We start from the raw sequence: 22,757 nt of genomic DNA on the forward strand, positions 1-22,757 counted from the left end.
CCCCGCACCTCAGGGGGCGTCGAAGCGGCGGCCGTGGGTGATCACGTCCAGGGCGACCTCCAGGGCCGTGCGGTCGTGGGCGAAGGCGTCGGCGCGGAGACGGGCCAGGGCCTCGTCGGCTCCGACGTTCAGCTGGGCCATGATCATGCCGACGGCCTGGTGGACGCGGTCGTGGTCGGCGGCGAGTCCGCCGAGCCACGGTTCGTCGGCGTCCCGGAGGTCGTACGGCAGGTCCATCAGCGCCACCGTCATGACCCCGGCGACGAGCCGGGCGACCCGCAGCTGGCCGTCGGTGAGCCCGCCGGGGATACCGCGGTACAGGTCGAGGGTGCCGACACAGACGGCACCGCTGCCGAGGGGAAGGGCGTACACCGCGCGCACGCCCGCGCCGAGCGCCTGCTGGGCGAAGACGGGCCAGCGGCCGGCGCAGTCGGCGGCGGCGAGGTCACGCGCGAGGACGGGTTCACCGGTCTCCAGGACATGACGGCAGGGCCCGTCCCCCAGGGTGGCCTGGAGCTGGGCGAGCCGCGCGGCGCCCGGACCGGAGGCGCCGAGCTGGACGGGCATGCCGTCGCCGCGCAGCGACACGCTCGCGCCGCCGACCGGGAGCAGTTCGACGGCCACCGCGCACAGCCGTGCCGGTACGGCGGCCGGCTCGGCGCCCCGCAGCCCCGCGAGGACCGCGCCGATCACCCGCGCGTCCGCCCGGCCGCCGGTGCCCCGGCCCGGCTCGCCCCCAGGGTCGTCCCTGGGCCGCACGGCCACCGCCTCCCTCGCCTGTCGCCGGCCGATGAGTGCCCCGGTTTCCCACACCGCCCCGCATCGAAACCCGGACACCGGGCCGCACGGTACGGGACAGGCCGGCTCGGCGATCACTCCGCGCGCCGGGTACGCGCCCGTCGCGGCCGTCGCGTCGTACCGGTCAGACCGGCGGCTGTGCCGGCGCCGGGCCCAGGGTGGTCGTACCCGGGGCCGTGCGGTGGCCCAGGCCGGTGCGGTAGGCGTCCAGGGCGGCCTCCACGCGGCCGGTGCGGCGCAGCAGGTCGCCGAGGAGGCGGCACAGGTCGGCCAGGTCACCGGCGGCGCCCGCGCGTTCCAGCAGGCTCATCGCGCGTACGTAGTGCTCCTCGGCCCGCTCGGCCTCGCGGGCGTCCTCGGCGATGATGCCGAGCAGCCGGTGCGCGGCCGCCGCGTGCACCGCGCCCCGCTCGGGCGAGAGCCCGCCGAGGACGTCCTCCAGCAGGGCCGCCGCCTCCTCGGAACTGCCGCGCCGGTGCAGTACGTCGGCGAGTTCGACGGTCACCTGACTGCTGTAGAGGGACGCCCGCTTGGCCGCCAGCATCCGCAGCGCCTCACGCATCTCCGTCTCGGCGCGCTCCAGTTCACCGTTCTGCGCGTACACATAGCCGCGCATCCAGTGGCAGTTGGCCAGCTCCGTACGGAGCTGCAGCCCCCGGTACAGCTCCGCCGCCTTGGCCAGCGAGGCGTCCGCCTCGGCGAGGCGGCCCTCGGCGAGCAGGGTGCGGGCCACCGACCGGTGCATCCGCGCCACCAGCGCGGGGTCGCCGGACTGCGGGGCGAGCGCCAGCGCGAACTCCGCCGCCTGCGCGGCCCGCGCGTGCGCGCCCATGTCCATGTACGGGCCGATCGCGCTGGCGTACAGCAGCAGCAGCGCGTCCGGGTCGTGCAGACCGCCCCGGTTCAGTTCGTCGATGGTGGACTCGAGGAGGTAGACCGCGTACCGCAGTTCGCCCGCGAGGTAGTGCGCGACCGCCCGTCCGCGCAGCGCCGGCACCCGCGCGGGCAGCGGCGCCTCCGCGAGCCGGGCCTCGGCCCGCTCGAAGTACTCGCGTCCCTCGACGAGTTCGCCGGTCTCCAGCGCGCACTCCCCGAGCCCGAGCAGCGCGGCCGCCTCCTCCTCGGTCAGCCCCTGCGCCTCCGCCTCGGCGAGCAGCCCGGCGTACTGCCCGACCGCGGCCTCCGTCTCACCGACGGCGAGGGTGCGCTGCGCCTCGGTCAGCCGCAGATGCAGCTCGGTCACCAGCCGGGCGGAACGTCCGGTGGCCAGTTCGTCGAACGCGACTCCGAGACGGTCCGCGAGATGCCGTAGGGCGTCGTCGGAGGGGCGCACCCGGCCCGCCTCCAGAGTGGATATGTACGCGGGCGTGTACACCGGCTCGGCCAGCTGTTTCTGGGTCAGCCCGCGCTCCACCCGCAACTGCTGCACCCGCCGCCCGATGGTCCTCGGCTCGTCCCGCTCCCCCACGCCAACTCCCCCTGTGCCCCTTGCCGTTCGTGACCGCAAGCCCCTAGGTTAAACCGCGGATTAAACGTGCTTAACCCATCGCTGTTGCGAGGTCGCCGTGCTGGAACCCACACGCACCACCGAGCGTTACGCCCGTGGCCTGGCCGCGGCCGTCGCCGCGGTCGCGGCGCTGGTCCTGGCCGCTAACGCGGCCCCGGCCGAGGCCGACGACCCCGCGCCGGACCGGCAGACCACGGCACCGGTGGAAGCGGCGGTCCGTTAGACCACCTCGGGGGACATCTAACCCTGCGTCTGCAACTGGCGCAGTTGTTCGCGCACATGATCGAGGGCGCCCTCGCGCCGCCCCGGTACCCGGCCGCGCAACTCGGCGAGTACGGGGCCCAGTTCACGGGCCCGTACGGGGTCGCCGATCCGGCCCCACTGGTGGTGCGCGCGGTCCACGGCCGATTCGACGGCGGGCGCGTCCGCCGGCTGCCCCGCGGTCAGCCGGGTGGTGGCCACCGCCAGCCAGGAACGGCAGCTGCGGGCCGCGTCCCCGGCCAGCATCGCCAGGTCCGCCCGGACCTCCGTCCAGTGCAGCGCCTCCTCGGAGGCGGGCCCGTGCGCCAGCCGGGCCGCCTGCTCCAGCCGGGCGGCGAGCGCGTCGGCGTCGCCGTGCCGCCCGGACCGTACGGCGGCGGTGACGGCCGCGTGCGGATCACCCGGCAGCGGCCCGCGCTGCGCCAGCAGCAGATCGGTGCCCGCGCTCTCCGGCGCGATCCGGGTCAGCGCCTGCTGGTGCAGTTCCTCGTCCGGGGGACGGCGGCCGCTGCGCAGGATCGTCGCGACCGCCTTCATGTACGCCGGTGCCGCGACCCCGCGCCGGGACGGCGGCGGCGCGACCCGGCCGTAGACGGTGTTGTCCCGGCCGCAGTCCAGCGGGGACGGGCCCGGCGGGCGCGGCGCGCACAGCCACTGCCAGGTCTCCGCGTCGGCGTGCAGATCGAGGAAGAGCGTCGTGGCGCCCGCCGGCCGCAGCCGCAGCTCCTCCCGGAACCACTGCCAGGGCAGCGCCGTGTACCGCACCGTCGACGCGGTCGTCCGGGCCAGCGCCAGATGCGGCAGGCGCTGTCTGCGGTCGAGCTGGAGCTGCCCGGTGACGTACACGGTCAGCGGTCCCGGCGCCGCGGCGGCGGCCCTCAGCCGGGTCAGCACGGCCTGCGGCTCCAGCGGGTCGGCGAGTTCGACCACGTTCGCGGTGTCCGTTCCGGACAGCACGGCGGGCGGCACCGCCGCGAGGACCGGGAGCACGGAGGCCGCGTCCACCAGCCGCCCGCGGCCCAGCGGCGCGGCCGCCACCAGCAGCACGGTTCCGGGCATGGTCGCCTCCCCCTGTCGATCACCTACGGATGCACGGTAACCGCTGCGCCCGCGCGGGGTGGTGTCAGTGGCGTGAACGTCCCTCTTCGGGGCCTTCGCCCCGCGGCCCGCGGGTGCGCCGTACGGCGAAGGCGGTGGTGTCGTCGGCGAGATGCCCCCGGCTGTGCCGCAGCGTCCCGTCCCGTACGGCGACGACCAGCCTGCCCGGTGCCACGACCCGCGGGTCCGCCGCCACCGCCCGGGTCAGGGCCTCGGCGAGCCGGTAGAAGTCACCGTGCCCGTCCCGGGCCTCGGTCACCCCGTCGGTGACCACCAGCAGCGTCTCGTCGGCGGCGACCGGCACCCGGCACAGCGGCGGCGGGTCCGGGGCCAGGTCCCGGCAGCCGATCGGCAGCCCCCCGCCGGCCGCCAGCGACCGCACGCCGCGGGGGCCGACGGCCAGCGGGGCCTCGTGCCCGAACACGACGGCGTCCACGACGTCGGTACGGTCCACCGGGAACCCGAGCAGTACGGCGGTGGCGAACCGGTCGCCGTCGCCCCGGCCCAGCGCCGTCGTGTACTCGCGGTGCCGCAGCATCCGCTCCTCCAGCCGGTCGGCGACCTTCATCAGCTCGGCCTCGTGGTACCCGGCCTCGCGGAACGTCCCGAGCAGCACCGCCGCCGTCTCCACCGCCCCCAGCCCCTTGCCCTGCACGTCACCGACGAGGACCCGGGTGCCGTACGGGCCCGGCTGGATGTCGTAGAAGTCGCCGCCGACACGGGCCTGGGCGTCGGCGGTGAGATACACCCCGGCGTGCTCCAGACCGCCCCAGCCCCGCGGCAGGGGGCGCAGCACCGTGCGCCGTACGGTGTCGGTCACGTCCCGCATGTGCAGCGCGCGGCGCTCGGCGCGCACCCGCACCACACAGGCCAGCGTGGCGAGGACGCCACCGGTGGCGACCAGGATGAAGTCCGGCAGACCCGCCTGGAACTGGTGCGGCCAGGCGCTGTCCACGACGGTGTACACGGACATGGCGAGCACGGCGAACACGGCCGTGCCCCAGATCCCGCAGATCGCGGCGGCGATGCCCGGCACCAGCACGATCCACGAGATGATCCGGAACTCGCCGGTGGTGTTGTAGTCGGCGATCGCGATCGCCGTGAGCAGCACCAGCGGCGGCAGCCAGGTGATGCTGCGCCCTCGCAGCCGCAGCATCTCGTGGCGATGCACGACGTCCCTCCGGCCGGTCAGGGGATACCGGTCGTGCAGGCCGTGTCCTCCGCTGCCCCGACTCACGGCCCCAGCGAAACACGCGGCCGTGCGGCCCGCATCCGGTCCCCACTTGCCGACCGGGCCGGGGAGGTGTGCTCTTGGAGGGCGGGGGCGAGGCGAGAGGAGTGCTCCCATGGCGCACGCGGCACCCCGGTCCCGGGCGGCGATCGAACGGTCCGCCACGACCGACGTCTTCAGCGCACGGACCCATACGGCGGCGAAGATCGCGATCCCCGTCCTGCTCGGGCTCGTGTACGGCTACTGGGCGGCGGGCAACCGGCGCGACGCGGGACCCATCACCGGCTGGAACCTCCTGTTCGGCTTCCTGACCGCGCTGGTCTTCGCCGTGGTCCTCATGGCCCTGCTCGCGCTGGCCCCGAAACTCCCCCGCGAAGCCCACGCGGTGACCTGGGGAGCCTTCGCGGGCGCGGCGGTCGGCTTCCTCTTCAGCCAGGCCGGCGGCAGCGTCCTCCGCTCCACAGCCCTGGCCCTGGCGGTGGCAGCGGGAACAACCCTGCTCATGTTCTACCGCTACTACACCCACGAACCCACCTGACGCCCCACCCCCGCACCCCGCACTCCGCGGGCAGGCGTGCCGCACCCCCGCACTCCGCGGGCAATCGTGCCGCAGGGCGGCACGGGTGGGCGCGACGGCACCCCGCATGCGCCGGGCCGCGCGAACACCCCCCGGCCCACCCCCACCCGCCCCCGTTCGGGCCACCCGCACACCCGAACGCCCGCCTCCACTCGCGCGCACACCCCCCACCCCCTTGCCTGAAGGGGTGGCCCCCCGCAACGCCCTCTCCGCAACCCTCCTGACCCTCGCCTGCCTCCTCACCCCCTGCGCCACCCTCACCACCTGGGCGACCCACACCCTCACCGACACCCCCCGCTACGTGGACACGATGGCCCCCCTCGCCACCAACCCCGCCATCCGCGAAGCGGTCGCCGACGCCGTACAGGACGAGGTCGTACAAACCCTGTCCCCCCAGCCGGCCGCCGCCACCACCACCGACAACCCCCTCACCCCCTTCATCAAGGACGCGGTCCGCTCCTTCACCCGCACCCCCGCCTTCCGCACGGCCTGGACCGCCACGAACGAGGCCGTCCACGACGCCCTCCTGCGCGCCCTCCACACCGACACCCCCGGCCCGGTCACCATCGACCTCGCCCCCGTCACCGCCCAGGTGAGGGCGCAGCTCACCGCCGACCACATGCCCTACGCCCACCGCATCCCCGTGGAGCACACCGAGGTCGCGGTGGTGCCGGAGACCGAGGTGGCCGGACTCCGCAGGGGGTTCCACATGCTGGACGCCGCCGCGTTCTGGCTGCCGCTCGCGGCCGTCGTCCTCGCCGTCACCGGGACCGCCGTGGCCGCCTGCCGCCGCCGTGCCCTCACCGCGACCGGCCTGGGCACGGCCCTCGGCGGAGCCCTGCTCGCCGTGGCGGTCGCGGTCGGCCGCCGGCTCACCCTGGCCGACCTCCCCGACCGCATCCACCGTCCGGCCGCCGCCGCCGTCTACGACGCCCTGACCGCCACCCTCCGCACGGCGTCCTGGCTCCTCCTCGCCCTGGGCCTGACCGTCGCGCTGGCCTCCTGGCTCACCGGCCGCCGCGAACCCCCGCCCTCCACGACCGCGTCGGCCGCCCCTTCCCGGCAGCCGCCCGCCACCCTCCCCCGTCCCTGAGGGAGGATTCGGTCATCGCACCCGCGAGCGGAAGGCCGGAAACCTTGGACACTGCGACAGCCGACCCGTCGACCACCGGATACGAGACCGGGCGGACGGGACGACGGCGGTTCCGCACCTGGTCGGCGGCGCTGCTGTTCGCCGGGGTGAGCGTCGTCGTCGGCTGCCGGACCGCCGACACCGACGGCATCACCCCCGTGCCGCAGCTCCTCGCCTTCCTGCCCTGGCTGCTCGTACCCACCGCCGCGGGGCTGCTCTTCACCGTGCTGGCCCGCTGGTGGACCGGCGCCGTGTGGGGCGTGGCGCTGCTCGGCCTGCTGGCCTGGTTCATCGAGCCGTACGGGAAGACGGGCGACCCCTCGGGGCCGCCCGTCGCCGAGCTGCGTGTGCTGACGTCCAACGTGGAGTTCGGCCGGGCCACCGACGCGCTGATCGACGCGGTGCGCCGTGAGAAGCCGGACCTCGTGTTCGTCCAGGAGTGCGAGTACACGTGTGACGCGGCGCTGAAGCGGGAGCTGACCGACGCCTACCCGCACCGGCAGGCGGTGGAGGGCGGCGGCAGCGAGGGGTCGGTCATCCTCAGCCGCTTCCCGCTGCGGGCCACCGACGGGGTCCCGGGCACGATGGGCATGCCCGGCGCCGTGGCCGACGTGGACGGGCATCCCGTACGGCTCCAGCTCGCGCACCCGATGCCGCCGCTGCCGGACCGGGTGGGCCTGTGGCAGCGGGAACTCGGCCGGCTGCGCGACGCCGCCGCCGCGGACCGGGACACCCCGACGGTGTTCGCCGGGGACTTCAACGCCTCCCAGGACCACGCGGCCTTCCGCCGCATCCTGGACACGGGCCTACGCGACGCGTCCCGCCTGACCGGCGCCGACCGGACCCCGACCTGGCCCACCCGCACCACCCCGGCCTTCGGCGCCCAGATAGACCACATCCTGGTCTCGAAGACCTTCAAAGCGACCCGGACCCGCTTCCTGACCCTCGGCGACACCGACCACCGAGCACTCCTGACCGACCTGACCCTGCACCCAGCCCGCTGACGCAACTGCGGGCAGTCGTGCCTCCCCCAGTGCCTGAAGGGCCTGGGAGGTACCCCCAGGCGGCACGGGTGGGCGCGGCGGCACCCCGCAAACGCCGGGCCGCGCGACCCACCCCCGCCTCACCACAGCACACGGTCACCGGTGACAACCGGCCACCGAGCCCGAGCCCCGGTTAACGCGCGGACTTCTGCAACGCCTTCTCCGCCTTGTCCAGCGCAGCGGCGAACCCATTCGCCCACAGCTGATTCACCCGGGACCGCTCCGCGGAGTTCGGGTACGCGTTGGTGCACGACGTCCCCGGCCCACCCCCCGACATCAGCTCACTGCACGGCCCGGAGTAGTGATCCGGCAGCCCCAGCACGTGCCCCGTCTCATGCGCGGTCACCCGCGTCGAGTCGTACTGCTGGTTCTGCCGGTAGTCGAGGAAGATGTACCCCCGCCCGTGTCCGTCCGTGGACGCGTACGAGCCGCGGGAGTCGTTCCCCTCGTAGTACGTGAAGTCCGCACCCGACGTGCCGGCCTGGAGTCTCACGTTGGAGACCGAGCTGTTCCAGATCTGCGCGCTGCGGGATATCTGCGAGGCGAACGACGGCGCCCGGGAGGCGTTGTAGACGACGGTGACGGCGGCCGCGCTCGTGGGGTTCGCGGCCCGCTTCTCGGCCGCCGACTTCAGCACGGCCTCGAAGAAGGCCCGGTTGGCGGCGGCTTCCTCCGACGGCCCGTCGAAGGCGGCGTACAAAACGGACGAGGCCGCCGATCCGGCGTCGAGCGGGGCGGTCGCAGCGGTCGCCGGGGCGACACCGAACCCGAGAGCCGTGAGGCTCAGACCGGCGGCCGTGAGCACGGACATGGGCATGCGCATACGCATCGATGACTCCTAGAGGTGGGGGTGAGTCACATGTCACCGAGGAGTGTGTGCGCCTGTGCGCCCGCTGTGATGATGGCAACCGGTGATAGGACGGCCCTATCGCCCTACACCGGCCACCTGCCCGTGAGCGCCCGACTCGGCCGGAACGGGCGGGGTTTGTGTGTCTGGTGAAAGCTGAACTTCCGGCTTACGCTCCCAGGGCATGGAGCTCGAGGTCAGGCACCTCAGGGCGCTGTGCGCGATCGCCGACACCGGCAGTCTGCACCGTGCCGCACGTCAGCTCGGCGTGGCCCAGCCCTCGTTGAGCACCCAGTTGCGGCGCATCGAACAGGAACTGGGCGGCGCCCTGTTCGTACGCGCCCGTACCGGCTGCCGCCCCACCCCGCTGGGCCGGCTGGTGCTCAGCCGCGCCCGCCCCCTCGTCACGGAACTGCGCTCGCTGGTCACCGAGGCCCGCGCCGCCGCCGTGGGAGACCGTCAGCTGCGCATCGGCTCGACCGCCAGCCGCGCCCTGGCCGGCTGGCTGCGACGGCTGCGACGGCACTGGCAGGAACCCACCCTGCACATGGACGTCTCCGCCAACGCGCTGCTGCGCATGGTCGCCGACGGCCAGCTCGACGTGGCGTTCGTGCACGAGGTCGAGGGCTCACCGCTGCGCATCCCCGAGAACCTGCGCACCCGGGTCCTCGTCGAACGCGAACCGCAGTTCGTGTCGCTCCCGGCCGACCACCCGGCCGCCGCGCGTCCGGTCGTCCAGCTGTCGGACCTGGCCGAGGACCGCTGGATGATCGACCCGGCGGTCGACGGCGAGTGGGACGCCGTACGACGGGTCCTGCGCACGGCCGGAATCAACCCGCGCGTGCTGCACGGCGACTACCACACGGCCGCGTCGCTGGTCGCGATCGGCGAGGTCGTCACGGTGTGCCAGCCGACGTCGCCCTCCCGCCCCGAGACGGCGGTCCGCCGGCTGTACGGCGACCCGCTCGGCGTACGGCTGCTGCTGGCGGCGCGTACGGAGACGGAGCTGGAGGGCGTCTATCCCGACCTGGCCGACGCGTACCGGGAGGCGGCGCGGCAGGCACCGGCGTACCGGGAGTGGCTGGATCAGGACCTGGTCCCGGGCCCCTGACCCAGCCCCCGCTCCGCTGCCTCAGACGCCGATGTCCTGCCCGTCCGCGCGCCACACCGCGACGACCGCCGGGCGGACGTACGTGCCGGGCCCGTCGGGCCAGGCGCTGGCCGGCTGGTCCACGGTCGCCCCGTCCACCTCGCCCGGGTGCTGTACGGCGACCAGCACGCGCCGGTCCTGGATGACCGGGCCGCAGGTCTCGGCGCCGTTGGGCACGGTGAGGAACTGCTTCAGCTCGCCGCGCCGGTCACCGCGCGTGGCGACGCCGAAGAGGCCGTCGTGGGAGCCGAGGGCGCTGCCGTCGGTGGAGATCCACAGGTTGCCGTGGTCGTCGAAGGCGACGTTGTCCGGGCAGGAGATGGGGCTGACGGAGTCCTTCGGGAAGCCGGCGAAGTACGTCGCCGGGTCCTCGGGGTCGCCCGCGACCAGGAACAGCGACCAGGCGAAGCGGGTGCTCTCCGGCCGGTTCCAGCGCTCGGTCAGTTCGAGGACGTGGCCGTGCTTGTTGGCGTTGCGCGGGTTGGCCTCGTCCGCCTTGGCGTTGGAGCCGACACCGCGGTTGCTGTTGTTGGTGAGGGCGACGTACACCTTGCCGGTGACCGGGTTCGGCTCGATGTCCTCGGGGCGGTCCATCTTGGTGGCGCCCACCTTGTCGCCGGCGAGGCGGGTGAAGACGAAGACCTCCTCGGCGGTCATGCCGTCGACGTGCGAGACGGCGCCGTGGGCGGTGGCGGTGGCCAGCGGGATCCACTGGCCGCTGCCGTCGAACTCGCCGTCCTTCGGAAGCTTGCCGGTGCCGTCGATCTCGATGGCGGGGGAGTCGCCGGTGAGCTTGGCGACGTACAGCGTGCCCTCGTCGAGCAGGGTGAGGTTGTGCTCGCGGGCGGAGCGGCTGTTGCCGTGCCGCATCCTCTTGCTGCCGACGAACTTGTAGAAGTAGTCGAACCGTTCGTCGTCGCCGGTGTAGACGACCGGTCGCCCGTCGTGCGTCATGCGTACGGTCGCGGCCTCGTGCTTGAAGCGGCCGAGCGCGGTGCGCTTGCGCGGGGTGGAGTCGGGGTCGTACGGGTCGAGTTCGACGACGTAGCCGAAGCGGTGCACCTCGTTGGGCTCCTGGGCGAGGTCGAACCGCTTGTCGAACCGCTCCCACTTGCGCTCGGTGGCGCCGGTGCCGATGCCGTACCGCTTGTCGGTGGCGCTGCCGCCGTTGGCGAAGTACTGGTTGAAGTTCTCCTCGCCGTGCAGCGTGGTGCCCCACGGGGTGGTGCCGCCGGAGCAGTTGTTGAGAGTGCCGAGGACCTTGCTGCCGCGCGGGTCGGCGGAGGTCTTCACCAGGTCGGACCCGGCGACGGGGCCGGTGAGGCGGAACTCGGAGGTGGCGGTGAGGCGCCGGTTGAGCCGGTGCCGGCTGACGGCGGTCAGTTCGCCGGTGCGGCGCTCCTCCTCCACGGCGACGACGGCGAGGCCGTGCGCGGCCCAGGCGATCTCCACCTGCTCACGGGTGGGGTTCTCGGGGTCGTAGTCCCGGAACATGAGGATCTCGTCGGTGTACTCGTGATTGGCGACGAGGAGCTGGCGGCCGTGCTCGCCCTTGAGGGGGAGCAGGGAGAGGAAGTCGCAGTTGTAGCCGAACTGTCCGGCCTGTGCCTTGGCGCTCTGCCTGTCGCCGTTGAAGGCGGGCGCGCCGCGCAGGATGGGCTCGCCCCAGCGGATGACGACGTTCTGCCGGTAGCCCTCGGGCACGGTCACGGCGTCGTTGGTGTTCGGGGCGACGGGGGCGAACCGCAGACCGCGGGCGCCCTTGTGTTTGCCGTGCCCGTTGCCGTGTCCGTGGCCCTTCGCGGCGGGCGCGGCCTGCGCCTCGGGCGCGGCGACGACGCCGGCCGCCCCGGCGCCGGCGGCCGCCACGGTCACGACGGCGGCGGCACGCATCATGGAACGGCGGCTGAGGGCACCGGCGATGACATCACCGACGTACTCGTTGGACGTGGTGTTGGGCACCTCGTGGAAGCAGGCGTCACCACACCGGAAACGGCAGGTCATGGCGGACCGTCCGCCGGGGTGGGAACCGGACGGCGTTCCGATCAACGGCAGCAGCTTTCGCACGTTTTCACTCCTTGGGTACCCGTGGTGTCAGCGTGACCGTAGGAGCACATATGTGCGGTAGCCGGGCGCCCGGGTGAACGGCGAGTGAACCTGCCGCAGCATTACGGAAGGTGCCCCGGGCCGGATCGCGCCCTTGACATATACGATTCGGCCAACTCCGACCCTGCCCAAGATCGCCCTTGCGGGTCGATAACCTTACGTGTCCGTCCTGGCCAGGGATTGACGGGCATCAACTCATGCGAAGGGTTGCGCACATGGGCATTCTCACTCTCCTGCGGAACGCGTTCGGCCGGTCACGCAAGGCGAGGTCCGCCGAGGCGGAGGGTGCGGTGGACGCTTCCGCTCCGGTGGCGACGCCCCCGGAGCCCGAGGCGACCAAGCCGACGATCCCGTCCCCCTCCCCGGAACCGACCCCGGCATCCACCCCGTCGGTCCCGGAACCCCGAACGGAACACGACCTGGTCTCAGAAGCCTTCGACAAGGTCACCACCCCGGACCCGGCCCCCACCCCGGCCCCTGCGGCCAAGGCCGAACCGAAGCCTGAGCCCGAGCCCGAAGCCACCCCGGAGCCCGCGGCCAAGGCCGAACCCGCCCCGGAACCGAAGGTTGAGGCGGAGCGCGAACCGGAGCCGGAGCCCGAGCCGGTCATCGAGGCAAAGGCCGAGCCGGAGGCAACCCCCGAGCCCGCCCCCGCTGAGGAGCCTGCCGCAGCCGCCGACGGCGAGGACGTCCCACAGGGGCCACCCGCACCCGACGACGAGAGCCGCACGGGCGGTGCGGGTGGGAACGAATCCCCCGCCGAAGGCGAAGCCGAGGCCGAACCCGAGCCCGACGCAGCCGCCGCTGCCGAACCCGAGCCGGCAACCGAGGCGAAGCCCGAACCCGAGCCCGCCGCAGGCGAACCCCACCCCACCATCCCCCCCACCCTCACCACCGCCTACAACGCAGCCGCCACCACCCTCACAAACCACAACCTCACCGGCGCCCGCGCCAAGATCTACCTCGTCCTCGACCGCTCCGCGAGCATGCGCCCGTACTACAAGGACGGCTCCGCCCAGGCCCTCGGCGAGCAGACCCTCGCCCTCGCCGCCCACCTCGACCCGACGGCGACGGTCCACGTCACCTTCTTCTCCACCGAACTCGACGGCACCGGCGAGCTGACCCTCACCGACCACGAGAACAAGATCGACGAGCTGCACGCGGGCCTCGGCCGCATGGGCCGTACCAGCTACCACGCCGCCGTGGAAGCCGTACTCGCCCGCCACGCGGAAGAGGAAGCCGGCACCCCCGCCCTGGTGATCTTCCAGACGGACGGCGCCCCGGACGCCAAGACCCCCGCCACCCAGTCCCTCACCGCCGCCGCGAAGACCCACCCCACCGTGTTCTTCTCCTTCGTCGCCTTCGGTGAGCACGACAACAAGGCCTTCGACTACCTCCGCAAGCTGAAGACGGAGAACACCGCCTTCTTCCACGCCGGCCCCACCCCCCGCGAGCTCACGGACAGCGAGCTCTACGAGGGCGTCCTGGCGTCCTGGCGCCCGTAGTCACCACGGTGACCCAGCTCGGGGGGCGGACGGGAATCCCGTCCGCCCCCCGAAACGCGTGTGAGCCGACCTGCGCGGGGCCAGTAGGATTTCGACCATGGCGGCCACTGGATCCGAGAAGCAGGGGGCGAAGGCGTACTACGTCTCGACCCCCATCTACTACGTCAACGACGCTCCTCACCTGGGCCACGCCTATACGACCGTCGCAGGCGACGTGCTCACCCGCTGGCACCGCCAGCGCGGTGAGAAGGTGTGGTACCTCACCGGCACGGACGAGCACGGTCAGAAGATCATGCGCACGGCCGAGGCGAACGGGGTCACCCCGCAGGCCTGGGCCAACAAGCTCGTCACGGAGGCCTGGAAGCCCCTGTGGGAGCACCTCGACATCGCGAACGACGACTTCATCCGCACCACGCAGAAGCGGCACACCGACCGCGTCCAGGAGTTCGTGCAGGACCTGTACGACAAGGGCGAGATCTACAAGGGCGGCTACGAGGGCCCGTACTGCGTGGGCTGCGAGGAGTACAAGCTCCCCGGCGAGCTGCTCGACGGCGAGGGCGAGTACGCGGGCCAGAAGCTGTGCCCGATCCACAAGAAGCCGGTGGAGATCCTCAGCGAGGAGAACTACTTCTTCAAGCTGAGCGAGTACGGCGAGAAGCTCCTCGCCCACTACGAGGCCAACCCGGGCTTCATCCAGCCGGAGTCGGCGCGCAACGAGGTCGTGAACTTCGTCCGCCAGGGCCTCCAGGACCTCTCGATCTCCCGCTCGACGTTCGACTGGGGCGTGCCCGTCCCGTGGGACGACAAGCACGTCATCTACGTGTGGGTCGACGCGCTGCTGAACTACGCGACGGCGGTCGGCTACAACGAGAACCCGGAGAAGTTCGAGTCGACGTTCCCCGCCGACGTGCACCTGGTCGGCAAGGACATCCTGCGCTTCCACGCGATCATCTGGCCGGCCATGCTGATGGCGCAGGGCCTCCCGCTCCCCGGGAAGGTCGCCGCGAACGGCTGGCTGATGGTCGGCGGCGAGAAGATGAGCAAGTCCAACCTGACCGGCATCAAGCCGCAGGACCTGACCTCGCACTTCGGCGTGGACGCGTACCGCTGGTACTTCCTGCGGGCGATCGCCTTCGGCCAGGACGGCAGCTTCTCCTGGGAGGACTTCTCGGCCCGCTACACCAGCGAGCTGGCGAACGACTACGGCAACCTGGCCTCCCGTGTGGCCGCGATGGTCGGCAAGTACTTCGGCGGGGAGCTGCCGGCGTCGACGGCCGACGGTGACGCGGAGCGGGCGATCCAGGACGGCCTGACCAAGGCGGTCACAGAGGCGGACCGGAAGATCGGCGAGGAGCTGGACTTCCAGGGCGGCATCCTGGCCGTCTTCGACTTCGTGAAGCAGGTCAACGGCTACATCACGGAGCAGGAGCCGTGGAAGGTCGCCAAGGACGACTCACCGGAGGGCAAGGCCCGCCTGGCGACGATCCTCTACACGGCCGCGGAATCCCTCCGCGCGGTGGCGGTCCTCCTCAACCCGATCATGCCGGAGACCTCCCAGAAGCTCTGGGACTCCCTCGGCGCGGAGGCCGGCCTCGGCGCCCTCGCGGACCAGGACGTCACGGAAGCCGGCACCTGGGGCATCCTGCCCGCCGGCACGACGGTCACCAAGGGCGCGGTCCTCTTCCCCCGCCTCGAGGAGAAGCCGACCGCGTAGGACCCGCACGTACGTCCAGAGGCCCGGAAACACCACGTTTCCGGGCCTCTGCGCAGGTGAAGGGGTCAGCTCCCCGACGCGTGCGCCACGAACTCGGCCCACGCGCGGGGCGCAACGGCAAGCCGAGGACCTGCCACGTTCTTGGAGTCACGGACGTGCACCGCGCCAAGCGTGTTCGCGACCTCAACGCACTGGACCGCGACGGGACCTTACGCATCGGGGCCACGGACACCCGCGGTGACGACCTTGTGCTCCGCCGCGTACCCGACCCCGACACCGAGTCCGGACGCCGGCGCCGACCGCCGACCGCCGAAGGCATCTTCGACGACGCGAGTCGCGGCTGACGGCGGCGGCTTCGCGTATCGCGGAGAACCCGGCCGCGTAACGCGCTCGCTACAGCAGGGGCCCGGGAGAGGCGGAGGCTTCTCCCGGGCCCTCCGCCTGCGCGAAGATCGAACAAAGAACCAGATCACACGGGGGCACCCATGGCACTGTTCGGCAACGCGCACAGCATCGACCCGGCCCAGGCGCAGCAGGAGTACGCGCGTCTGCTCGGGCACGGCGAGCAGGTCAACGCCGCCTATCTGCTGATCCGCGACACCATCCTCTTCACCGACCGGCGACTGCTCCTGATCGACAAGCAGGGCATCACCGGCAAGAAGACGGAGTACCACTCGATCCCGTACCGCAGCATCACGCACTTCGCGGTCGAGACGGCCGGCCACTTCGACCTCGACGCCGAACTGAAGATCTGGCTCTCCGGCTCCCAGGCCCCCGTCCAGAAGACCTTCACCAAGGGCGTCGACATCTACGAGGTCCAGGCCATCCTCACCCAGTTCGTGGCGCGCTGACCCGATCGGGTGAACGCCCTTCATATGCCGGACGCATAGACCATGAGCGCACCAGGCTTGCGCTCATGGTCACAGCAACACACGAGGCCTCCCACCAGCTCTTCCGGAAGCACCCGGAGGCCCTCACACCCGTCTTCGACGCACTGGGCCTTCCACCGCCCGTGAAGACGGACTTCCACGAACTCTCCGCCGACGTCACCGAGATCCGCCCGATGGAGCGCCGCGCGGACACGGTCCTCATGTTCGAGCCCGATATGGGTGAGCACTTCATCCTGGCCGTCGAGGCACAGACGAAGAAGGACCCGGACAAGGCAAACAGTTGGGCGTACTACGTCGCATACCTGCGCGCGAAGTACGACCTGCCCGTACTGCTGGTCGCAGTGTGCCGCGACCGCTCGACGGCGGCCTGGGCGATGGGCCCGTTCGAGTGCGCCGTGGGCCCCTGGACGACCCAGGTCACCCGACCGTTCGTTCTGGGTCCACAGACTGTCCCTGAGGTCACCGACGAGACGGTGGTGGTCCAGCAGCCGGCCCTGGCGGCGCTCTCGGCCATCGTTCACAGCCAAAGCCGGCGGGCGGACGCCATACTGGAAACGGTCGCCCGCGGACTCGCGTCTTTCGAACCGGACATCACGAAGTACTGGTTCGAGGTGGTGGAGATCGGTCTTGAGTCGACTCCGACCAGGAAGAACTGGAGGAAGCTGATGCAGAACGTCGTCACCCACTTCCCGGGGCACGGAACGCTCTTCGAGGAGAAGTATCTGGAGGGCAGGGCCGAAGGCGAAGCCACAGGTGAAGCCCGGGGTGAAGCCCGGGGCATTCTGCGCGTCCTGGAGGTACGCGGTCTCCCCCTCTCCGACGACGTCCGCCGGCGCGTCACGACCTGCACCGACCTCGACCGCCTCAACGACTGGCTCGACCGCTCCGGCACGGTGGAGCGCGCCGAGGACCTCTTCGCCGAGGAGGGCCCGGCCGCCTGAAGGCCGCACACACGGAACGGGCCCGGAACCGCGGTGCGGTTCCGGGCCCGTTCGTCGCCGTGGCGGCGGGGTTACTTCGGCTGGGGCTTGCGGACCGTCAGGTGGAGTTCCTTCAGGCGGGCTTCCTCCAGCTCCGTCGGCGCGCCCATCATCAGGTCCTGGGCGTTGCCGTTGAGCGGGAAGGCGATGGTCTCGCGGATGTTGGGCTCGTCGGCGAGGAGCATGACGATGCGGTCCACGCCGGGGGCGATGCCGCCGTGCGGCGGGGCGCCGAAGCGGAACGCGCGGAGCATGCCGGCGAACTTCTCCTCGACCGTCTCGCGGTCGTAGCCCGCGATCTCGAACGCCTTGAGCATGATCTCCGGCTCATGGTTCCGGATCGCGCCGGAGGACAGCTCGACACCGTTGCAGACGATGTCGTACTGCCAGCCCAGGATGTCCAGCGGGTCCTGGGTCTCCAGGGCCTCCAGGCCGCCCTGCGGCATCGAGAACGGGTTGTGCGAGAAGTCGATCGCGCCGGTCTCCTCGTCCTTCTCGTACATCGGGAAGTCGACGATCCAGCAGAAGCGGAAGACGTTCTCCTCGAACTGTCCTGCGCGCTTGGCGGCCTCGACCCGCACCGCGCCCATGATCTTGGAGACCTCGTCGAACTCGCCCGCGCCGAAGAACACCGCGTGGCCGGGGGCCAGCGCGAGGCGCTTGGTCAGCTCGGCGACGTTCTCCTCGGTGAGGAACTTCGCGATCGGGCCGGTCAGCTTGCCGTCCTCGCCGACGCGGACCCAGGCCAGGCCCTTCGCGCCCTGCGAGACGGCGTAGTCGCCGAGCTGGTCGAAGAACTTGCGGGGCTGCGCGGAGACGTCCGGCACCGCCAGCGCGCGGACGTGCTTGCCGGCGAACGCCTTGAACTCCGAGCCCTCGAAGACATCGGTGATGTCGACGAGCTCCAGCAGGGCGCGCAGGTCCGGCTTGTCGGAGCCGTACTTGAGCATCGCCTCACGGAACGGGATGCGCGGGAACGGGGACGTCACATGACGCCCGTTGCCGAACTCCTCGAACAGCTCGGTCATCAGCCTCTCGATCGGCTGGAAGACGTCCTCCTGCTCGACGAAGCTCATCTCCACGTCGAGCTGGTAGAACTCGCCCGGCGAGCGGTCCGCGCGGGCGTCCTCGTCACGGAAGCAGGGCGCGATCTGGAAGTAGCGGTCGAAGCCGGAGATCATCAGCAGTTGCTTGAACTGCTGCGGGGCCTGCGGCAGCGCGTAGAACCGGCCCGGGTTCAGCCGGGACGGGACCACGAAGTCACGGGCGCCCTCGGGGGAGGTGGCGCTCAGGATCGGCGTCGCCATCTCGTTGAAGCCCAGCGCCGTCATCTTGTGGCGGATCGCCGAGATGACCGACGTACGCAGCAGGATGTTGCGGTGCATGCGCTCGCGGCGCAGGTCCAGGAAGCGGTACTCCAGACGCCGCTCCTCGTTGACCCCGTCCTCCGCGTTGATCGTGAAGGGCAGCGGAGCGGCGGCGCCCAGCACCTCGACCGCGCCGACCTCGACCTCGACCTCACCGGTCGGCAGTTCGGAGTTGACGTTCTCCGCACCGCGCGAGACGACCTTGCCGTCGACGCGGACCACCGTCTCCTTGGAGAGCTTGTCCAGCGCCTCGTACGCCTCGGTGCCCGGACGGGCCACCAGCTGCGTGATGCCGTAGTGATCGCGCAGATCGATGAAGAGGATGCCGCCCAGGTCGCGCCGATTGTGCAGCCAGCCACTCAGCCGGACGTCGGTGCCGACGTCAGAGGCGCGGAGCTCGCCGCAGGTGTGGGACCTGTACCGATGCATCGTCGTTCATCCAGCCTTCGCGGATCGGGGGCGTTGTTTCACGTGAAACTCGCCCCAAGCCTACCGGCCGGCCCAAGATCGCTTCTCCGTCATTACCCGTGGGACGCGGTGGCAGTTTTCGTCAGCATCTTCATAAAGTGGAGCAATGCGCACTGGTGAGCCCCTGCCCGCCCTGGGGGACGTCCTCGCCGCCCTCGACACCGGTCTGTGGCACTGGGACACCGCGGCCGGGGAGGTCACGGTCGACGCCGTCGCCGCACGGCTGCTCGGCCTGCCCGCCGAGCAGGTCACCCTCACCGAGGCCCAGGTCCGCGCGCGTCTGCACCCCGTCGACTGGAACGAGATCACGGGAGTGGTCCAGCTCGCCGTCGCCGAGGGCACCCTCGCCGAGGTGCGGATCCGGATCATGGACGACCGCAAGCGCGTCGTGCGTGTCGTGCGCAGCCGCTCCAAGCCCTCCTTCGACCGGGACCGCAAGGCGTACGTCCTCACCGGCAGCCTCCAGGAGGTCACCGAGCCCACGCCCGGTACGCCCGCCGGACGCAGCGCGGTCACCGGCGACTGGCGGCGCTCCCGGGAGGCGTTCCTGCTGGACGCGGGCCGTGCGCTGGCGGAGGCCCGGTCGACGCAGGAGGTGCTGCGCGTCGCGGCCAATCTGTCGATGCCGGGCTTCTCCCCGGACGGACTGGCCGTGTTCGGTGTCGAGGGCGACCGCCTCACGATCATCGGTCACCACGGGCACGAGCCCGGCTCCGACCACCCGTTCACCTATATGCCGATCGACACGGACTACCCGGCCGCCGAGGTGGTGCGCACGGGCCGCGCGGTCTACCTCTCCTCCCCGGAGCAGTACCGGACCCGCTATCCGCTCACCTGGCCGCTCGCCCAGCGCTTCGGACGGCAGTCCTGGGCATTTCTTCCGCTGACCGCGTCCGGCCGCACGATGGGCGCCTGGCTTGCGGCCTTCGCCTACCCGGTCGCGTTCACCCCCGACGAGCGGTCGGTGCTGACCACCGTCGCCCGGATGCTGGGCCAGGCGCTGTCCCGCGCGGGCACCGCCGAGACCGAGCGGGAGCTGAGCGAGGGCCTGCAGCGCACGATGCTGCCGAAGCTCGGCCCGAGCATCCCGGGCATGAGCATCGCCGCCCGCTACGTCCCCACCGGCGGCGGGCTCCAGATCGGCGGCGACTGGTACGACGTGATCCCGCTGCCGGGCGGCACCTCCCGGACGACGTCCCGGGGCGGGCGGTTCGCCCTGGTCATCGGGGACGTCCAGGGCCATGACGTACGGGCCGCGGGGCTGATGGGCCAGCTGCGGACAGCCCTGCGGGCGTACGCCTCGGAGGGGCACCGGCCCGACGCCGTGCTCTCCCGCGCGTCCCGTTTCCTGCACGGGATCAGCGACGGGGACCTCGGCGACCTGCGCTTCGCGACCTGTCTGTACGTCGAGGTCGACCCGGCGACCGGGGTGCTGGAGGTCGCCCGCGCGGGGCATCCGGACCCGGTGATCCGGATGGCCGACGCGACCGTGCTGACCCGGCCGACGGCGGGCGGGCTGCCGCTGGGCATCGACCCGGACACCGACTACCCGATCACCCGGCTGGTCCTGGAGTCCGGCGAGACCCTGCTGATCTGCACGGACGGGCTGATCGAGACCGGCGGCCACGACCTGGACACCGGCTGGCAGCGGCTGCGCGGCATCCTCGAGGAGCACAAGGGCGACCAGGAGGAACTGGCCGACGCCCTGGTGCAGGCGGTGCACGGCCCGTCCTCGCACCACACCACCGGCCCGCTCGCCGACCGCCGCGAGGACGACATCGCCATGATCCTGCTGTCCCGGGAGGGCGAAGGCTGCGGCTGCGGTGTGCAACCGGACACCGCGGAACCGCCGGTGCGCCGTACGGCGCTGACGGTGGCGCAGGCCGAGCCCGAGCGGGTCTCGGTGGCCCGGCAGCAGTTGCGGGAGCTGCTGCACGACTGGTCCTCGTCGGACCAGGTGGACTCGGCGGTGCTGCTGCTGTCGGAGATGCTCACCAACGTCCTCGTGCACACCGACACGGACGCCCTGCTGCTCGCCGAGGTCACCGACGGCGTCGACGGCCGCCGGATGCGTATCGAGGTGACCGACTCCGGCGACGATCTGCCGCACATGCGCAGACCGGGCGAGCTGGCGTCCTCCGGACGCGGCCTGATCCTGATCGAACTGCTGGCGCACGCGTGGGGCGTCGCCCCGCGCGGCAGGGGCAAGAGCATCTGGTTCGAGCTCTACGAGACGGAGGAGGCCGGGGCCCGCTGAACGGCCCGGCTCAGGTGGCCCTGCCGCCCGCCGGCACATACCGCGTCCGGCCCGACGGGTCGGTCTCCGGTGTGAAACCGGCCGACCGCAGTATCGCTCCGTACCGGGTCCGGTGGCGCCGGTTGGCGGCTAGCCCGAGCGGGACGAACGCCATCAGCGCGGCCCAGAGGACAGCGGTGAGCACGGCCTCCCAGACGCCCGAGCCGAGGAGCAGGCCGAGCGGCAGGGCCAGCGGCACGGCGGCGACGGCGCTGAGCAGGATCAGCTGCCTGTCGCTGTACATCGTGGCGAGGTCGAACGTGATGCGGGCCTTGAGGAGCTCGACCGCCTCGGGCGCGACGCGCGGCAGCTCGCCGCCGGCGGCGGCCCTCGGATACCGCGTACGGTTCCGCTCCGCCCGCGCGCGGGCCTCGGGGGAGGGGTCCGGCACGATCACGATCAGATAGCCGTCGCCCCGGGGACCGCCGCCCCGTCGCACATCCGCGTACGCGTACCCGAACTGCTGGGCCACGGCGGCGAGCCGGGCGAGCCTCGTCGTGGTCGCGAAGGCGCGCGACGCCCGGACGGGCTCCCCGCTCTCCATCCGCCGCAGCATCTTCCGCACCACCCGGCGCTCACCCATCGGTACCGCCCCTCTCCCACGCGATCCGGCCGCGTACGGACATCATCGGGTCCGTACGCGGCCGGGATCACTTCCGGAAGCGGGCAGTGTTCAGGCGCCGTCGTTGCCGACCGCGGGGCCGCTCCCGGTCATGCCGTGCACGGCCGGGACCGTGCCGAGCCGGCCCTTCTGGAAGTCCTCGAACGCCTGCTGCAGCTCGTCGCGGGTGTTCATCACGAACGGGCCGTAGTGCGCCATCGGCTCCCGGATCGGCTGCCCGCCGAGGAGGACGATCTCCAGGTCCGGGGTGGGGGAGTCCTGCTTCTCGTCCGCGCGGACGGTCAGCGAACCGCCGGCGCCGAAGACCGCGGTCTGGCCCAGATGGATCGGACGACGCTCGGCACCGACCGAGCCCTTGCCCGCCAGCACGTACGCCAGACCGTTGAACTCCTCCCGCCAGGGCAGGGTGATCTCCGCGCCCGGCGCCAGCGTCGCGTGCACCATGGTGATCGGCGTGTGCGTGATGCCGGGGCCCTCGTGGCCGTCCAGCTCACCGGCGATGACGCGCAGCAGCGCGCCGCCGTCGGGGGAGGTGAGCAGCTGGACGCTGCCGCTGCGGATGTCCTGGTAGCGCGGGGCCATCATCTTGTCCCTGGCGGGGAGGTTCACCCACAGCTGGAGCCCGTGGAAGAGCCCGCCGGACATCACGAGCTGCTCCGGCGGCGCCTCGATGTGCAGCAGGCCGCTGCCGGCCGTCATCCACTGGGTGTCGCCGTTGGTGATGGTGCCGCCACCGCCGTTGGAGTCCTGGTGGTCGAAGATCCCGTCGATGATGTAAGTGACGGTCTCGAAGCCGCGGTGCGGGTGCCAGGGGGTGCCCTTCGGCTCTCCGGGCGCGTACTCCACCTCACCCATCTGGTCCATCATGATGAACGGGTCGAGATGGCGGTAGTTGATCCCCGCGAACGCCCGGCGCACCGGGAAGCCCTCGCCCTCGAAACCGCTCGGCGCGGTCGTGACGGTGAGTACGGGGCGGGCCACGGCGTCGGCGGGTGCGGTCACGCGGGGCAGCGTCAACGGGTTCTCGACGGTCACTGCAGGCATGTCGGTACCTCCTCGGGTACGCCCACTTTAGTTGAGCGTTGAACTTCTTGCCACCCCGAACGCGAAAAGCCCGGAGGGCATTCCCTCCGGGCTCCATGTCGGGGCGGCGCTGTCGACCGTC

At 72.0% G+C, this 22,757-nt stretch carries 19 protein-coding genes and 1 pseudogene; 10 read left to right on the top strand and 10 right to left on the bottom strand.

Features of this window, described 5'->3' with window-relative positions:
* Positions 1-9: 9 nt before the first annotated feature.
* The gene (locus IF28_RS0106265) at positions 10-765 is read right to left on the bottom strand and encodes a GAF and ANTAR domain-containing protein (RefSeq protein ID WP_030215171.1); all 756 of its coding nucleotides are present in this window, start codon (positions 763-765) and stop codon (positions 10-12) included.
* 157 nt (positions 766-922) lie between these two features.
* Complete coding sequence (locus IF28_RS0106270) at positions 923-2,266, bottom strand: helix-turn-helix domain-containing protein (protein ID WP_030215173.1); 1,344 nt, start codon at positions 2,264-2,266, stop codon at positions 923-925.
* A 97-nt stretch (positions 2,267-2,363) separates the two neighbouring features.
* On the opposite strand from IF28_RS0106270, the gene IF28_RS39390 reads away from it, so the two are divergent.
* Positions 2,364-2,528 carry a hypothetical protein gene (locus IF28_RS39390; protein WP_199808958.1) on the top strand — a complete coding sequence of 55 codons (165 nt, stop codon included), beginning with the start codon at positions 2,364-2,366 and terminating at the stop codon, positions 2,526-2,528.
* A gap of 17 nt (positions 2,529-2,545) precedes the next feature.
* On the opposite strand, the gene IF28_RS0106280 is transcribed toward IF28_RS39390, so the two are convergent.
* The gene (locus IF28_RS0106280) at positions 2,546-3,625 is read right to left on the bottom strand and encodes a hypothetical protein (protein ID WP_030215176.1); all 1,080 of its coding nucleotides are present in this window, start codon (positions 3,623-3,625) and stop codon (positions 2,546-2,548) included.
* A gap of 64 nt (positions 3,626-3,689) precedes the next feature.
* Positions 3,690-4,901 carry a PP2C family protein-serine/threonine phosphatase gene (locus IF28_RS0106285; protein ID WP_030215180.1) on the bottom strand — a complete coding sequence of 404 codons (1,212 nt, stop codon included), beginning with the start codon at positions 4,899-4,901 and terminating at the stop codon, positions 3,690-3,692.
* A 109-nt stretch (positions 4,902-5,010) separates the two neighbouring features.
* Between IF28_RS0106285 and IF28_RS0106290 the strand changes: the two genes are divergently transcribed.
* The 3 genes from IF28_RS0106290 (at position 5,011) to IF28_RS0106300 (ending at position 7,608) form a co-directional block, all read left to right on the top strand.
* Complete coding sequence (locus IF28_RS0106290; RefSeq protein WP_030215184.1) at positions 5,011-5,433, top strand: hypothetical protein; 423 nt, start codon at positions 5,011-5,013, stop codon at positions 5,431-5,433.
* Between the two features lie 226 nt (positions 5,434-5,659).
* Entirely contained in the window at positions 5,660-6,565 is a 906-nt protein-coding gene (locus IF28_RS0106295; RefSeq protein ID WP_106981999.1) for a hypothetical protein, read from the top strand.
* Positions 6,566-6,609: 44 nt separating this feature from the next.
* Positions 6,610-7,608 (top strand): endonuclease/exonuclease/phosphatase family protein, encoded by a 999-nt coding sequence (locus tag IF28_RS0106300; protein WP_030215190.1) that lies wholly within the window; start codon positions 6,610-6,612, stop codon positions 7,606-7,608.
* 172 nt (positions 7,609-7,780) lie between these two features.
* On the opposite strand, the gene snpA is transcribed toward IF28_RS0106300, so the two are convergent.
* Positions 7,781-8,476, bottom strand: a complete 696-nt coding sequence (gene snpA, locus IF28_RS0106305; protein WP_030215194.1) for a snapalysin — start codon at positions 8,474-8,476, stop codon at positions 7,781-7,783.
* 202 nt (positions 8,477-8,678) lie between these two features.
* Between snpA and IF28_RS0106310 the strand changes: the two genes are divergently transcribed.
* Positions 8,679-9,605: a LysR family transcriptional regulator gene (locus tag IF28_RS0106310; protein WP_030215196.1), complete on the top strand. Its 927-nt coding sequence runs from the start codon at positions 8,679-8,681 to the stop codon at positions 9,603-9,605.
* A 21-nt stretch (positions 9,606-9,626) separates the two neighbouring features.
* Here IF28_RS0106310 and IF28_RS0106315 read toward each other — a convergent pair whose 3' ends face one another.
* Complete coding sequence (locus IF28_RS0106315) at positions 9,627-11,711, bottom strand: PhoX family protein (protein ID WP_030215199.1); 2,085 nt, start codon at positions 11,709-11,711, stop codon at positions 9,627-9,629.
* Positions 11,712-11,965: 254 nt separating this feature from the next.
* Here IF28_RS0106315 and IF28_RS0106320 point away from each other — a divergent pair, with 254 nt between their 5' ends.
* Positions 11,966-13,255: a VWA domain-containing protein gene (locus tag IF28_RS0106320; protein WP_030215202.1), complete on the top strand. Its 1,290-nt coding sequence runs from the start codon at positions 11,966-11,968 to the stop codon at positions 13,253-13,255.
* A gap of 97 nt (positions 13,256-13,352) precedes the next feature.
* Positions 13,353-14,969: a methionine--tRNA ligase gene (metG, locus tag IF28_RS0106325; RefSeq protein ID WP_030215204.1), complete on the top strand. Its 1,617-nt coding sequence runs from the start codon at positions 13,353-13,355 to the stop codon at positions 14,967-14,969.
* Positions 14,970-15,034: 65 nt separating this feature from the next.
* Here metG and IF28_RS37550 read toward each other — a convergent pair.
* Positions 15,035-15,163 (bottom strand): annotated as a pseudogene (locus IF28_RS37550) (DUF397 domain-containing protein); the annotation flags it as partial.
* 291 nt (positions 15,164-15,454) lie between these two features.
* On the opposite strand from IF28_RS37550, the gene IF28_RS0106335 reads away from it, so the two are divergent.
* Both IF28_RS0106335 and IF28_RS0106340 read left to right on the top strand, forming a co-directional pair.
* A complete protein-coding gene (locus IF28_RS0106335; RefSeq protein WP_030215207.1) occupies positions 15,455-15,820 on the top strand; it encodes a PH domain-containing protein in 366 nt (121 codons plus the stop codon).
* Positions 15,821-15,885: 65 nt separating this feature from the next.
* The gene (locus IF28_RS0106340; protein ID WP_030215209.1) at positions 15,886-16,800 is read left to right on the top strand and encodes a hypothetical protein; all 915 of its coding nucleotides are present in this window, start codon (positions 15,886-15,888) and stop codon (positions 16,798-16,800) included.
* 71 nt (positions 16,801-16,871) lie between these two features.
* Here IF28_RS0106340 and aspS read toward each other — a convergent pair whose 3' ends face one another.
* The gene (gene aspS, locus IF28_RS0106345) at positions 16,872-18,635 is read right to left on the bottom strand and encodes an aspartate--tRNA ligase (RefSeq protein WP_030215212.1); all 1,764 of its coding nucleotides are present in this window, start codon (positions 18,633-18,635) and stop codon (positions 16,872-16,874) included.
* Between the two features lie 145 nt (positions 18,636-18,780).
* Between aspS and IF28_RS0106350 the strand changes: the two genes are divergently transcribed.
* Entirely contained in the window at positions 18,781-20,931 is a 2,151-nt protein-coding gene (locus IF28_RS0106350; RefSeq protein WP_030215214.1) for an ATP-binding SpoIIE family protein phosphatase, read from the top strand.
* Between the two features lie 10 nt (positions 20,932-20,941).
* On the opposite strand, the gene IF28_RS0106355 is transcribed toward IF28_RS0106350, so the two are convergent.
* Positions 20,942-21,553, bottom strand: coding sequence for a hypothetical protein (locus IF28_RS0106355; RefSeq protein ID WP_051713663.1), 612 nt, complete (start codon positions 21,551-21,553; stop codon positions 20,942-20,944).
* A gap of 90 nt (positions 21,554-21,643) precedes the next feature.
* Entirely contained in the window at positions 21,644-22,636 is a 993-nt protein-coding gene (locus IF28_RS0106360) for a pirin family protein (RefSeq protein ID WP_030215218.1), read from the bottom strand.
* Positions 22,637-22,757 lie beyond the last annotated feature (121 nt).

Source organism: Streptomyces sp. NRRL WC-3626, assembly GCF_000718785.1.
Taxonomy (GTDB): domain Bacteria; phylum Actinomycetota; class Actinomycetes; order Streptomycetales; family Streptomycetaceae; genus Streptomyces; species Streptomyces edwardsiae.

Excerpts from the sequence above, each read along its gene's own strand:
- IF28_RS0106335 (WP_030215207.1), top strand. The coding sequence starts at position 15,455 with ATGGCACTGTTCGGCAACGCGCACAGCATCGACCCGGCCCAGGCGCAG.
- IF28_RS0106290 (WP_030215184.1), top strand. The coding sequence starts at position 5,011 with ATGGCGCACGCGGCACCCCGGTCCCGGGCGGCGATCGAACGGTCCGCC.
- IF28_RS0106350 (WP_030215214.1), top strand. The coding sequence starts at position 18,781 with ATGCGCACTGGTGAGCCCCTGCCCGCCCTGGGGGACGTCCTCGCCGCC.
- aspS (WP_030215212.1), bottom strand. The coding sequence starts at position 18,635 with ATGCATCGGTACAGGTCCCACACCTGCGGCGAGCTCCGCGCCTCTGAC.
- IF28_RS0106320 (WP_030215202.1), top strand. The coding sequence starts at position 11,966 with ATGGGCATTCTCACTCTCCTGCGGAACGCGTTCGGCCGGTCACGCAAG.
- IF28_RS0106355 (WP_051713663.1), bottom strand. The coding sequence starts at position 21,553 with ATGGGTGAGCGCCGGGTGGTGCGGAAGATGCTGCGGCGGATGGAGAGC.
- snpA (WP_030215194.1), bottom strand. The coding sequence starts at position 8,476 with ATGCGTATGCGCATGCCCATGTCCGTGCTCACGGCCGCCGGTCTGAGC.
- IF28_RS0106360 (WP_030215218.1), bottom strand. The coding sequence starts at position 22,636 with ATGCCTGCAGTGACCGTCGAGAACCCGTTGACGCTGCCCCGCGTGACC.
- IF28_RS0106310 (WP_030215196.1), top strand. The coding sequence starts at position 8,679 with ATGGAGCTCGAGGTCAGGCACCTCAGGGCGCTGTGCGCGATCGCCGAC.
- IF28_RS0106340 (WP_030215209.1), top strand. The coding sequence starts at position 15,886 with ATGGTCACAGCAACACACGAGGCCTCCCACCAGCTCTTCCGGAAGCAC.
- metG (WP_030215204.1), top strand. The coding sequence starts at position 13,353 with ATGGCGGCCACTGGATCCGAGAAGCAGGGGGCGAAGGCGTACTACGTC.
- IF28_RS0106280 (WP_030215176.1), bottom strand. The coding sequence starts at position 3,625 with ATGCCCGGAACCGTGCTGCTGGTGGCGGCCGCGCCGCTGGGCCGCGGG.